The 12,906-nt window shown below is 69.3% G+C and carries 12 protein-coding genes and 1 pseudogene; 3 read left to right on the top strand and 10 right to left on the bottom strand.

The window, feature by feature from the left end; translation table 11 throughout:
- Positions 1–35: 35 nt before the first annotated feature.
- Both JK358_RS05625 and JK358_RS05630 read right to left on the bottom strand, forming a co-directional pair.
- Positions 36–1,196, bottom strand: a pseudogene (locus JK358_RS05625) (PDR/VanB family oxidoreductase); the annotation flags it as partial.
- A 44-nt stretch (positions 1,197–1,240) separates the two neighbouring features.
- Complete coding sequence (locus JK358_RS05630; protein WP_201944443.1) at positions 1,241–2,119, bottom strand: metal-dependent hydrolase; 879 nt, start codon at positions 2,117–2,119, stop codon at positions 1,241–1,243.
- A 288-nt stretch (positions 2,120–2,407) separates the two neighbouring features.
- On the opposite strand from JK358_RS05630, the gene JK358_RS05635 reads away from it, so the two are divergent.
- A complete protein-coding gene (locus tag JK358_RS05635) occupies positions 2,408–3,886 on the top strand; it encodes an ABC1 kinase family protein (RefSeq protein WP_201944445.1) in 1,479 nt (492 codons plus the stop codon).
- Here the strand turns inward: JK358_RS05635 and JK358_RS05640 are convergent.
- Entirely contained in the window at positions 3,816–5,378 is a 1,563-nt protein-coding gene (locus JK358_RS05640) for an ArnT family glycosyltransferase (RefSeq protein ID WP_307817318.1), read from the bottom strand. The two genes, JK358_RS05635 and JK358_RS05640, sit on opposite strands and share 71 nt — an antisense overlap.
- A gap of 142 nt (positions 5,379–5,520) precedes the next feature.
- Here JK358_RS05640 and JK358_RS05645 point away from each other — a divergent pair, with 142 nt between their 5' ends.
- Positions 5,521–6,024 (top strand): nitroreductase/quinone reductase family protein, encoded by a 504-nt coding sequence (locus JK358_RS05645; RefSeq protein ID WP_201944451.1) that lies wholly within the window; start codon positions 5,521–5,523, stop codon positions 6,022–6,024.
- On the opposite strand, the gene JK358_RS05650 is transcribed toward JK358_RS05645, so the two are convergent.
- Entirely contained in the window at positions 6,011–6,394 is a 384-nt protein-coding gene (locus tag JK358_RS05650) for a nitroreductase family deazaflavin-dependent oxidoreductase (RefSeq protein WP_201944457.1), read from the bottom strand. The two genes, JK358_RS05645 and JK358_RS05650, sit on opposite strands and share 14 nt — an antisense overlap.
- A gap of 106 nt (positions 6,395–6,500) precedes the next feature.
- Between JK358_RS05650 and JK358_RS05655 the strand changes: the two genes are divergently transcribed.
- Positions 6,501–7,019, top strand: coding sequence for an NUDIX hydrolase (locus JK358_RS05655; protein ID WP_201944459.1), 519 nt, complete (start codon positions 6,501–6,503; stop codon positions 7,017–7,019).
- A 328-nt stretch (positions 7,020–7,347) separates the two neighbouring features.
- On the opposite strand, the gene JK358_RS05660 is transcribed toward JK358_RS05655, so the two are convergent.
- The 6 genes from JK358_RS05660 to JK358_RS05685 form a co-directional block, all read right to left on the bottom strand.
- Entirely contained in the window at positions 7,348–8,028 is a 681-nt protein-coding gene (locus JK358_RS05660) for a TIGR00266 family protein (protein WP_201944461.1), read from the bottom strand.
- 63 nt (positions 8,029–8,091) lie between these two features.
- Positions 8,092–9,234 (bottom strand): ABC transporter substrate-binding protein, encoded by a 1,143-nt coding sequence (locus JK358_RS05665; RefSeq protein ID WP_201944470.1) that lies wholly within the window; start codon positions 9,232–9,234, stop codon positions 8,092–8,094.
- Positions 9,231–10,004, bottom strand: coding sequence for an ABC transporter permease (locus tag JK358_RS05670; protein WP_201944473.1), 774 nt, complete (start codon positions 10,002–10,004; stop codon positions 9,231–9,233). Before JK358_RS05670 ends, JK358_RS05665 begins: the two co-directional genes overlap by 4 nt.
- Entirely contained in the window at positions 10,001–10,900 is a 900-nt protein-coding gene (locus JK358_RS05675; protein ID WP_307817319.1) for an ABC transporter ATP-binding protein, read from the bottom strand. The genes JK358_RS05670 and JK358_RS05675 overlap by 4 nt, the downstream gene beginning before the upstream one ends.
- Before the next feature lie 13 nt (positions 10,901–10,913).
- Positions 10,914–11,867, bottom strand: a complete 954-nt coding sequence (locus JK358_RS05680; RefSeq protein WP_307817320.1) for an ABC transporter permease — start codon at positions 11,865–11,867, stop codon at positions 10,914–10,916.
- Positions 11,864–12,901, bottom strand: a complete 1,038-nt coding sequence (locus JK358_RS05685) for a TIGR03842 family LLM class F420-dependent oxidoreductase (RefSeq protein WP_201944475.1) — start codon at positions 12,899–12,901, stop codon at positions 11,864–11,866. The genes JK358_RS05680 and JK358_RS05685 overlap by 4 nt, the downstream gene beginning before the upstream one ends.
- Between the last annotated feature and the right edge of the window lie 5 nt (positions 12,902–12,906).

Genomic DNA, 12,906 nt, shown 5'->3' on the forward strand with positions numbered 1-12,906 from the left:
GGTCGACGCGAATCAGCCCGCACCGCAGCTGATTCCACGTCGAGGACGAGTCGTTCACCGCGATCCGCGCGCGAGACGCAGATCAGCATGTCCCCCTGCGACCGCTGTGCGTCGTTGAGCACGGAATCGCGGTGATCGACCGTCCCCGCCAGCACCCGCACCTTGCAGGTGGTGCAGAACCCCTGGCGGCAGGAATAGGGCACCGCGGGGTCCGCCTCGGCCACCACCTCGAGCACGCTCCGGTCGGCCGGAACCTCCAGCACCCGCCCGCCCCGGCCCCACTGGACCGTGAACGGCCGCCCGTCCCGAATCGGCGGCGGACCGAACCGCTCCTGGTGCAGTTCCACCCCGTCCGCCCGCGCCACCCGCGCACCCACCACCTCGAGCAATGCCGGTGGGCCGCACACATACACGGCCAGTCCCGGATCCGGCAGCGGCACCAGATCCGCCCCCGTGGGCAGACCGTCCACGTCATCGGTGCGGATGGTCACGCGTTCGCCGTAACCGGCGATCTCGTCCAGAAACGGCAGCGCGTCGCGGTGCCGGCCGGTGTACACCATGGTCCAGTCGAGCCCGGCACGATCGGCAGCCCGCATCATGCCCAGCACCGGCGTGATGCCGATCCCGCCCGCGACGAAGTGCAGCCGCCGCGGCGCGTCGGACGGCGCGGGCGTGGCGCGGGCGAATCCCGCGCGAACGGCCCGCACGTCCGAACCGGATCTCGTGACCTCGCGACCCGTCAGGACGAGCGGGAAGGCATTGCGCGGGCCGCGAATCGCCACCCGGTCACCGGGCCGCAGTTCGTCGTGCAGCTCGACCGACCCGCTCCCGTTCACTATGCGCCGCACCGCGATTCGATAGTGCAGCGCGTCGTCCGGGTCACCGCACAGTGAGTACTGGCGCATGCGGCCCGAGGGCAGCACCACATCCAGGTGGGCCCCGGGCCGCCACGGGCGCAGGGCGGCTCCGCGCGGGTCGGCGAAGAGGAAGCTCACCACGTCCTCGTCGGCGGCGACCACGCGGCGCTCGACCAGGACCAGTTCCCGGGTGCGATCGACCGCGGGACCGCCGCCGCCCGCCGGGGAGAACCAGGCCAGAACGCGTGCGGCGGGGACGATGAGTTTGTCCACGACCACGAGCAGCGGGTCGTGCGGCAGGGGCGCCCAGAAGGCGGGCGGGACTCCGCGCCCGCGCATGTCGGCGATGCGGCCCTCGATGGTTTGCGGTGCGGGCGCTCGGGTCATGAGGCGTGGGCGATCTTGGCGGCCGGGGACTTGGCGAGATAGGCGACGGCCTGGGCGGTGTCGCCGGTGTCGGCGGGGTCGTAGGCGGGGCGAACGAAGGAGGCGAAGCCGCGACCGATGAGACGCCAGCGGGGCAGGACACCGCGGCGCATGGCTCGGTTGATCGCGAGGAACACCCTGAGCGGGTTCATGTTTCGCATGGTGGGGTCCTGGTGCACGAGCCACCAGGCGACGGCGATCAGGCCCAGGGGCAGGCCCACGCTGGTTCCGAGGTAGAAGGTCACCAGCCGGGGTCGCCCGACCGCGAAGTAGCGGGCCACGTCCCAGGCCACACTGCGGTGTTCGACCTCTTCCGCGCCGTGCCAGCGGAACAGGTCGGTCAGCGCCGGATCCGCCCGCAGCGCTTCGAAATCCTGGTTCAGGATCCAGTCGCCGCCGAGTGCGGTGAAGTGTTCGACGCCCGCGATGGCGGCCAGCATCTGCACGACTACGCGGTGCCGGAGTCGTTCGGGGAGGGTGTCGAGGCGCTGTACGGCGCGGTCGAACAGGTACTCGGCCTCGGTCATGATGGGTTCCGGGTCGATGCCGTGTCGTTGCAGGAATTCCCAGGTGGCCTGGTTGTGGGATTCGGCGTGGATGGCCTCCTGCCCCATGAATCCGATCATCTGCTCACGCAATTCGGCATCGGTGACGTACGGCAGTGCGCGCCGGAACATTTCGACGAAGCCGCGTTCACCGAGCGGGAGTATCAGGTTGAGTCCGGAAATGGCGTGCGAGGCAACAGGTTCGCCGGGTATCCAGTGCAGCGGCGATTCGGAGAAGTCGAATCGCACATCGCGCGGGCGCAGGACGACCGCGCCGGCCTTCTCGTTCATGATCATCACCTTCGTATCGGCCGTCGGCGGGCCCCGTTGCCCGGCCTGGCGGGCCGATCCCTGTACCCAACAGTCTCGGACAGTTGATCGCCACTGTCCAGAAAGCGACCGGCACGATCGGATCGAGAAACTGTCGCCACCCGGCACACGCAGGGATAAGAGCTGCAAGGAACCATCATTCGACAACCTACACCCTGAGCGGAGGCTGTCTCAGACACTGAGCAGAACCGATTGCCCGCTGCCCGTTTCTCGTGCCACACTCCAGACAGTCTCTTTCGGAGGTCGATGATGCCCGAACCGCGTCGACGCGGACTCCGGCGACTGCGCGGCGTCGCGCCCGGGTCCACCGGAGCGCCGCCCGCCCACGCCGCCGTCCGCACTGCGAAACTGGCCGCGCTGCCCGTCGGCTACGCGGCGCGGCGCGCGGCCGGAATGCGCCGCCGCGCGCTCGGCCGGACCGCGCACGAGGTGGAGCTCGACATCCAAACGCGCACGGCACAGCACATGTTCGAGGTGCTGGGCGAACTCAAGGGTTGCGCCGCCAAACTCGGTCAGCTGCTGGCCATCTACGAGCTGGCCCTGCCGCCGGAGCTGGGCACGCCGTACCGGACCGCCCTGGGCCGACTGCAGGATTCCGCGCCCGCGCTGCTGCCGCGCGCGGTCAGCGCGGCCATGGCCGACAGTCTGGGCGAGCACTGGCGTTCGCGCTTCCTGGAATTCGATCTGCGCGCCTGTGCCGCCGCCTCGATCGGGCAGGTGCATCGCGGGGTGTGGCGGGATCGGCGGCCGGTCGCGGTGAAGCTCATGTATCCCGGTGTGCGCGAATCGGTTCGGACCGATCTCGACCAGTTGCGGCGGCTGGCCCCGCTGGCGGCGGTGCTCCTGCCGGGCGCGGATATGCGAGCGCTGACCGAGGCGTTCGCGGACTGCGTGCTCGAGGAACTCGACTATCCGAAAGAGGCTGCCACCCAGCGCATCTTCGCGGCCGCCTTCGCCGACGACCCGGATTTCGCGGTGCCCGCGATCGTGCACCAGCACGGCGACGTGATCGTCAGCGAATGGCTGGACGGGATCGCGCTGCCGCGCATCCTGGCCTCCGGCGCACCGGCCGAGCGCAGCCGGGTGGGCCTGCTCGTACTGCGCTTCCTCCTGTCGGGTTTCGCGCGCACCGGACTGCTCTACACCGATCCGCACCCTGGGAACTTCCGGGTCCTGCGCGACGGTCGGTTGGGCGTGGTCGATTTCGGCGCGTGCACACCGTTCCCGGCCGAATTCCCGGCCCTGGTGGGCGATCTCGCCGACGCCGCCTACAACGGCACTCCCGCCGACCTGGAGGCCGCGCTGCGCAGGCACGGATTCGTCGCCGCCGGAACGGAATTCGATCGGGAAGCCTTCGCCGCCATGATCGATCCCGTGCGCGAGCTGCTACTCCCCCACACGGCACGGATGTCCACGGCGTGGCTGCGGGAGCAGGTGCGCCGATGCACCGAGCCGCGCCTGACGAATGTGTGCAGACAGCTCACCTCGCCGCCGGAGTACGCACCGATCGGGCGGACCATTCTCGCCGCGATCGGGCTGCTGTGCCAGCTCGGCACGCAGGGACCGCTGCGGGACGAATTGCTCACGCCACTACCGGAATTGGCGGCGGCGCTGGAGCGTTTCCACCTCGGCCAGGACCCGCTGCCCCGGGATCCGGTCACAGGTGCATCCAGGTCGGCCACACCTGCGCCCAGGACCGTGTGCGCCCGGTGCACTTCCATATCGTGACGTCCTGGGTGTTGCCCGGGAAGCCGAGCCGGGTGTTCACCTCGCCGACCGGTTCGACCCGCTCGAACTGCGCGCGCAGCCGGGCTTCCTGTTCGCCGGTCTCACCGATGTACAGCACGGTGGTGGCGTCGTCGCCGGGGGTGCCGAAGTAGCCGAATCCCCGGCTGGGACTGTAGACGGGCGGCAGGTGCGGATGGCCGAACTCGTCGAGCGCACTGGCCTGCCAATAGGTTTCGGTGATCAGGATGGTCTCGGCGCGCTGCTGCGGCGGCAGCGTGTGATAGGCGGTGGTGACCGCGTCGGTCAGCTCCGGCCAGCCGAACTGCCCGTAGGTGCCGATATTGATGGCCGCCTGCGTCCCATCCGCGGCGGGCGCGATGTCCTCGGCCGGGATCCACGGCGTGGCATAGAGGGTCATGGCCGCGCCCAGCACCGTCACCAGCGTCGTGCCGGCGAGCAGCGCCCGCCGGCCGACCGGTTTCAGCCCGGCCGCGGTCACCACCAGGACCACCGCTCCGGCCGCGATGATCGGCGCGTACAGCCCGGCGGGATAGTAGACGCGCCCGCCCAGCACCATGAACACGAGGTACAGCAGTACCAGGGCGACGGCCAGAAAACGGTAGGGCCGCAACGACTCCCGGCGCAGCAGTGCGACCAGCCCCCAGACCAGCAGCAGGACGCCGAGCCATCCGGCCAGGATCAGCGACAGCGGGACGAACAGCACCCGCCCGCCGAGAATGCCCTGCTCCCCGGCGATGACGCGGCCCATCTCGAGTTGCGGCCAGCCGTGCCGGGCCTGCCAGATCAGTTGCGGCACGGTCGTGAGCACCACGACGACCCCGCCCGCCCACAGCAGCGGACGCCGCACCAACTCGCGTGGGCCGATCAGCCAGGCGCTGAGCGCGAGCACGATCCAGAAGAACGGGATCAGCCATTTCACCTGCATATCGACCGCCGACAGCAGGGCGGCCGCGAGCAGCAGGCGGTCGTCGCGGGTGCGGACCCAGCGCACCACGCACCAGCCGATCACCGTCCACAGCGCGCAGTCGACGGCGTTGGTGGTGAGCATCGTGCCCTGCAGCAGCAGGAACGGTGAGGTCGCGTAGCCCAGGGCGGCCAGCGTCTGCGCCCAGCGGCCGCCGCCCAGTTCGCGGGCGAGCATGGCGCACACGACGATCGCCAGCACGGTCAGCCCGACCGCCGGCAATCGCAGCGCGAAGAAGGAATCGGGAGCGAGGGTGTCCATGAGCCGGGCCAGCAGCGGCAGGCCCGGTCCCTGATCGGCGTACCCGAACGACAGTCGCCGCCCGGCCGCCAAAAAGTACAGTTCGTCGCCGAAATAGTCGTAGCGCGTGGCCGACAGCAGCAAGACCACGGTCGCGGGCACGGCCACGGCGGCCACCGCCCACCAGGCCATGGCGGGTCTCGGATCCGCCGGCCGCGCGCCCCCTTCCGGATCCGGCTGCGCCGGGCGGTTTTCCACATCGGTCACGCGAACTCCCCGAGAATCAGGTCCTGCTGCGGCTGTCAGCGAATCCACAGCATGCCACCGCTCGGCCGCAGGTCCGCCCGGCGGCCTATACTCGCGTTCGGATATACCTGCCGGACAACGCATTTCAGCGAAGGAGATCGGCATGACCCAGCAGACGCCCGAGCCGAACCCGTACGGCACCCCGACCACCACGGGCCCGGAACCGATTCGAGCCTCCCAGGGCCGGATCAATGCGATCGTGCGGACGCTGCTGCGGCTTCCGCTGCTCTCCCGGCTGGTGGGCAAGCGCCTGGCCGTGCTGACGGTGACCGGCCGCAAGTCCGGCCGGGTCTACGAGATCCCGGTGGCCTACACCCGGCACGGCTCCGACATCCTGATCGGCACGAATATGCGCCCCTGGGTGCGCAATATCAGCAAGGACGTGCCGGTCGAGGTGTCCTTCGGCGGCCCGAAGCGGCCGGCGGACGCCGAGGTGCACACCGATCTGGAATCCGTCATGCGCCTGTACGAGATCGTGGCCCGCGACAACAAGAACAATGCCGGATTCAACGGCATCGGCTTCGATCCCGACGGCAGCCCCAACAAGGCCGACATCTATCAGTCGTGGCAGCAGGGCGGGGTGGTCATCCGGCTCACGCCGCGCTGATCCGGGCCTGCACGTAGTACTCGGCGCGCAGCGCCACCAGGGCCTGCCGCACCACCGGCGGGGCCCACGAGGCCGACGCGTCGCGCCCCACCACCGGATCGGTGAGCGTCACCGTGCGCCCCCGCGTCTCGAAGTCGAACGTCCCGGATGCCCGAATATTCGCGAGCCAGTCCACCTCCCGCCCGTAGGTGAGCGCGACCCGGTAGCCGCCGTCGCGTTCGAAGACCATCACCGGCGACCGGTACACCCGCCCCGATTTTCGGCCCACGTGGATCACGATCCCGAACCCCGGCACCAGCCGTGCCGCCACCCCCAGCACCGGATTGCTGATACGCCGATTGATCCTGGCCAATCCCTGTGGCAACGGCATGATCTCGTCCTCTCCGACGAAACAGACTGCGTCCCAGAGGCTACGCCGCGCGCCTCGCACCCGCGCGCTGCCACTACTGTGCTGCGAGAACGGAAAGGGGCCCATCATGCCGGAATTGATCGCGGTGTACGACGCCGCAGGCCGCCAGGTCGGCGCCGAGGATCGCGCCACCGTCTATGCCGAGGGCCTGTGGCATGCCAGCGCGGGCGTGCTCATCCGCTCCACCGACACCAACCGTGTCTATGTCCACCGCCGCACGGACACCAAGATGGTCTTCCCTGGGATGCACGACTGTCTCGCGGGCGGCGTGCTCGATCCCGGCGAGGATCCGGCCGCGGCCGCCATGCGGGAGCTGTCCGAGGAACTGGGCATCACCCTCGGCCCCGACGACGACGAGCCGCTGCCCCTGGCCGCCGCCGCGTGGGACGGCGAATGGCAGGGCCGCCCGATGCGCTGTCATCTGTTCGCCTACGAACTCCGCCACGACGGCCCGTTCCGCCATCAGGCTTCCGAGGTGGCCGAGGCGTGGTGGTGGACCGATGCCGAACTGCGCGCCCATCTCGCGGACCCCGCCTGGCCCTTCGTCCCCGACACCCGGGTCTTCGTCGACGATCTGCTGCGCTGAGGTCCCCGGAAAACGCAGGAGCCCCTTGGAATCCCGCGCGATTCCAAGGGGCTGTGAAGCTCTGTGGCTTACTTGCCGGCGGTGCCGGTGAACAGACCCTGAATGGTCTTGATCAGAACGTCGGCCAGAAGATCCGAGGCGGATCCGGACATGTGGTGCTCCTCATCTGTGTAATGACATGTCGGACATGTGAAGCATGCACGATTCACATTCCCGAGGGTGCCTTTCGGCGAAATGGATCCGCCGGGCCGGATGAGGATTTCACGATAGAACGGGTTCCAACTGCGGTTATGCCCACTCAGTGGAACTGTGGTTTAGATCACACCCGCTAACCCGAGGAGGCGTGCGACCCCGCCCAGGACGCGAAGGCGCCGGGATTGCGGGTCTGCAGCAGGACCCGGCCGGGCCCGACGAAGTCGAAGACGAAACCCTCACCCGATTTCAGGGATTGGAGCGAACGCCCCGAGACCGCACGCCGGATGGTGAAGTTCATCGACAGGTCGTAGGCGACCACGTGACCGGTGTCGATGGTGACCGGTTCCCCCGCGGCGAGATCGATGACATCGATCGCGCCGAAGACGCCGAGCACCACTTCGCCGTCGCCGTGGGCGCGCAGGCCGAAGCCGCCCTCGCCACCGAACAGGTTGGACAGGCCACCCCACTTGGCTTCGACGGTGACGCTGTGGGAGTTGGCGATCCAGCCGCCACGGCTGATGAAGAACGGGCGATCCGGAGTGATGGGCAGGTTGAGCATGTCGCCGGGAAGCGCGGGAGCCACGTCCACCCAGCCGCCCTGCGGTGGCGCGGTGAAGGTGGAGACGAAGAAGGACTCACCCGCGAGGACCGAGCGCTTCAGACCGGCGAGGATGCCGCCTTCGGCCTTGGCCGCCAAGGTGACTCCGGCCGAGTGGGCCACCATGGCTCCGCTCTCCACCCGCATGGGTTCGTTACCGGCGAGAAAGCAGCGGGCGATCGTCGAGGACGGATTGTGCCGCAGTTGCACCTTCATATCCGCCGAATCTAGCAGCGAGTTCCGTGGTCCGCGCTGGGATTTCGGCGAGCGATCCGGCGGTTACTTCCCGCCCTCCGTCAAGGTCACCGCCTGCGGCGTGTATCCGCTGCCGACCACATCGACACCCTGGGATCTCAGCAGGTCCAGGGCCTTGGTGACATAGTCGTTGGTGTAGGACTCGGCATCGGGATCCTTGGTGAGGACCGTCGCGCCCTCCTGGTTGCGGGTCGTCTTGGCGATCGACACGGTGCGATCCCACGCCGCCGCGTCGATGACGCCGATTCCGTTGGGGGACGGCCAGATCAGCTTGTTCACCTCGGTGATCTGCCACTCCTGATGGCTGGCTCCGAGCGTGGATCCGGCCGCCACGGTGAGGTCGCGGCAGGTGGCCACATTGTCGCGGCAGAAGGCCCAGCCCTTCAGTGAGGCGGCGATGAACTTCACCGTCCGATCGGCGTACGCGGAATCCCGCAGCTTCTCGGTATTGGCCCAGATGGCGTCCTGCAGCATGGCCACGCCCTGGTCGTTCCAGTCGATGGTGGTGAAATCGTCTGTCGTGTACAGCTTTCCGGTGGCCGGGTTCTTGGTCTCGAGCAGCTGCGCGTACTCGTTGTACGACATGGCCTGCGCCGCATCGATATCGCGGGCGAGGAAGGCGTTCATATCGAACTGCTGCTGCACCAGGGTCACATCCTCGGCCGGGTTCACACCCGCCTTGGTCATCCCCGCGAAGAGTTCGAATTCATTGCCGTACCCCCAATTTCCGACCTTCTTGCCGCGTAGGTCGCCGGGTCCGCTGATGGCCGCGGTCTTGAACGAGACCTGCTTGGTGCCCGACCGCTGGAAGATCTGCGCCACATTGGTGATCCCGGCCCCCGCCTCGCGCGAGGCGAGCGCCTTGGGCACCCAGGCGATGGCGTAGTCGGTCTGCCCCTGGGCCAGGACGGTCTGCGGGACGATATCGGTTCCGCCGTCGAGGATTTCGACATCGAGGCCCTGCTCCCGGTAGAAGCCCTGGCTGACGGCGGCCAGATAACCGGCGAACTGGCCCTGCTTGAACCACTGCAGTTGCAGCTTCACCTTGGTGAGCCCGTCGGCGGTGGTGCTGCTCTCGCTGGTACTGCAGCCGGTGAGCGCGGCCAGCGCCAGCACGGCGGCGGCCACACCGGCTGTGAGACGGGTTTTCCTTGCGGTACTTCTCATTTCGATCTCCAGAGGGTGGTGCGGGGTCGTCGGGCGAGCTGTTCGAGCAGCAGCACGGCGGCCAGGAAGACCAGGCCCAGGACCATGGCGGCGGTGACGTAGGCCCAGGCCCGGGGGTAGGCGGTATTCGCCGCGGCGGAGGTGATCCGGCTGCCCAGGCCGTGCTGCAGGCCGCCGAAGTACTCGGCGATGATGGCCGCGATCACCGCGCCCGGGGCCGCGATGCGCAAACCCGTGAACAGATGCGGCAGCGCGGCGGGCAGCCGGACCGTGCGGGTGATCTGCCAGCCGGTGGCCGCATAGGCGGTCATGAGGTCGGCGTGCACGCGCGGCACCTGCCGCAAACCCTTTGCGGTGCTGACGAATACGGGAAAGAACACCACGATCGCGGCGACCAGGCGGCGCGGCAGATCGGTGGTGGTGGAGTACATGGAGTTGAGCAGCGGGGCCAGCGCGACGATCGGCACCGCCGCCGCACCCGCCGCGAGCGCGCCGAGCACACCGTCGACCACGCGGAAGCGCACGGCCACGATGGCGGCGGCGATACCGAGCACCGACCCCAGCAGCAGCCCGATGAGCGCGTTCATGCCGGTGGCGACAGCCGCCGCCACAATGGCGGTCCGGTTGTCGCCGAACGCTGTCGCGATGGCGGTGGGCGCGGGCAGCAGGAAGGACGGCACGCCCGCGACGACGGTGAGCACCTGCCACAGCGCGAGCAGACCCGCACCGAAGACCAACGGCGGCAGCCAGTTCCGGAGGAATGCGGTCATCGCACATCCCGACCGACGGCGCTGGTGGGCGCGGCCGTCTCCGCGGCCCGCGGCTCCCGGTGCCCCTCGTGCAGGGCCGCGCGCACGGCCGCGACCGAGCTGAAGAACGCCTCGCTGGAGCGCACGTCGCCGTCGCCGTCGCGCCCCCAGCCGCCGGTGTCGAGAACCGCGATGATGCGCCCGGGGCGCGGGGACATCACGACCACGCGGTCGGAGAGGAAGACCGCTTCCGGAATCGAGTGGGTGACGAAAACGACTGCCGCGCCGGTCTCTTCGGCGATGCGCAGCAGTTCGCCCTGCATGCGCTCGCGGGTCATCTCGTCCAGCGCGCCGAACGGTTCGTCCATCAGCAGAAGCGGCGGTTTGCGGGCCAGGGCGCGGGCGATGGCGACCCGCTGCTGCATGCCGCCGGAGAGCTCACCCGGAAGTCGGCGCGCGAAATCGGTGAGCCCGGTGATCTCGAGCAGCTCGGCGCTGCGGGCGCGGCGTTCGCGTTTGCCGACGCCGTGCAGTTGCAGCGGCAGTTCCACGTTCTCCTGCACGCTGCGCCAATCCAGCAGACCGGCCTGCTGAAAGGCGATGCCGTAGTCCTGGTCCAGGCGCGCCTGCCGGGCTGTTTTCCCGTGCACCACAACGGTTCCCGAGGAGGGCGTCTCGAGGTCGGCGACAATGCGCAGCAGGGTGGACTTGCCGCAGCCGGACGGGCCGATGAGGGAGACGAATTCGCCCGCGCCGACGGTGAGGTCGATCTCGCGCAGGGCGGTGACCGCGCCGGCGGCGAAGATCTTGCCCACCCCGCGCAGTTTCACGGCGGGCAGGGCGGCGGCGGATGTCGAATCCGAGCGGTCGGTCGGATCACTCCGCGGCGCGGAGGCGTCGGAAACGGATGCGGTCACTACGAACTCTCTTTCAGGAACGGCCGGGCCGGCTGTACCGGCGCAGAACGATCTCGGCCAGGCTCACCAGCGCGGTGAGCACGACACCCAGCAGCGCCGCCGCGATCACGGCCGCGTACAGCCGGGCAGCATTGCCGGTGGACTGCTGGGAGAACACGATGATCTGCCGCCCGATACCGCCCGCGGTCCCGGTGGAGATCTCGGCGACCACCGCGCCGATCACCGCCGCGGCGGCCCCGAGCCGCAGGGCGGGCAGCAAATGCGGCACGGCGGCGGGCAGCCGCAGATGCAGCAGGGTTCCCCACCATCCGGCGGCACAGCTGTGCAGCAGTTCCACCGCGGCCTTGGACGGGGATTGCAGGCCGCGCAGCATGCCGATGGCCACCGGGAAGAACACCAGGTACGCCGCGATGACGACAATGCTCATCCACGGTCTCCAGGGCTGGCCCGCGATGGTGACCTTCCCGCCCCACCCGGCGACCAGCGGCGCCAGGGCGATGAGCGGAATGGTCTGGGAGACAATGACATACGGCAGCAGTCCGCGCTCGACCCAGCCGAACCGCTGCATGAGCACCGCCAGGGCCACACCGACGATCGTGCCGAGTGTCAGCGCGAGCAGGGCCAGGCCGAGCGTGAATCCGCCGGTGCGCACGAGAGTCGCTCCGACAGTGGACTTTCCGTCGGCTTCACCGAGCACGGTGAGCACCGACCAGGCGTGCGGCAGTGCGGCGTCGGTGGTGCGCGGCAGTATCCGCTGGTCGCCGATGCTGACGCCGTTGGCGGGCACCAGCAGCTTCACCGCCTCCCATGCCGTGATCAGCAGGAGCAACGCCGCCACCGGGTACAGCAGCCCGCGGAGGCGGGTCGTCGCGTCGACGCTGCGCCGCAGCCAGGGAAACGGTTCGCGCACAGGGGAATCCGCGCCCGGCCCGAGCGTCGGGGCCGGGCTCAGCACAGGTTTGCTCACGTCACGCTCGCCGTCGCCGTCTCCGGCCGCGCCAGGCGCGGCAGCACCGATTCCCCGTAGGCCTCGAGGGTGGCGGTCTTGGCGTCGTGTTGCAGGTACACCGCGAACTGGTCGACGCCGAGGTCCTCGAGCTCCCGCAGCCGAGCCAGCTGCTCGTCGGGGGTGCCGAGCAGGCAGAAGCGGTCCACGATGGCGTCCGGCACGAAGTCGGCGTGGGTGTTTCCCGCGCGGCCGTGCTGGTTGTAGTCGTAGCCCCGGCGACCGGCGATGTACTCGGTGAGGGCGGCGGGCACGTCGCTGTCCGCCCCGTAGCGGGCGACGATATCGGCGACGTGGTTGCCGACCATGCCGCCGAACCACCGGCATTGTTCCCGTGCGTGTTTCAGTCCCGCCGCGGTGCCGTCGGTGACGTAGGCGGGCGCGGCCACGCAGATGGTCACCGCGTCGGGATCGCGGCCCGCGCGTTCGGCCGCCGCCCGCACCCGGGCGATGGTCCACGCGGTGATATCCGGGTCGGCGAGCTGGAGTATGAAGCCGTCGGCCACCTCACCGGTGAGATCCAGTGCGCGCGGCCCGTATCCGGCCACCCACACCGGCAGCCGGGAGGCATGCGCCCACGGGAACCGGACCAGGGTATCGCCCACCTGTGCGCTGCGGCCGTTGCCCAATTCCCGGATGACGCCGATGGATTCGCGCAGGGTCGCCAGGTCGGCGGGTTTGCCGCCGAGCGTGCGCACCGCCGAATCCCCGCGCCCGATCCCGCAGATGGTGCGGTTGCCGAACATGTCGTTCAGCGTCGCGAAGGTGGACGCCGTGACCGTCCAGTCCCGGGTGGACGGGTTGGTGACCATCGGCCCGACCACGACTTTCCGGGTGGCGGAAAGGATCTGGCTGTAGATGACGTAGGGCTCCTGCCACAGCAGGTGCGAATCGAATGTCCACACGTGCGAGAAACCGTGCGTCTCGGCGACTCTCGCCAGTTCGACGACACGTGAGGCGGGCGGTGTGCATTGCAGCACCACACCGATGTCCATGCGGC

The organism is Nocardia acididurans, from assembly GCF_016741815.1.
Lineage (GTDB): Bacteria > Actinomycetota > Actinomycetes > Mycobacteriales > Mycobacteriaceae > Nocardia > Nocardia acididurans.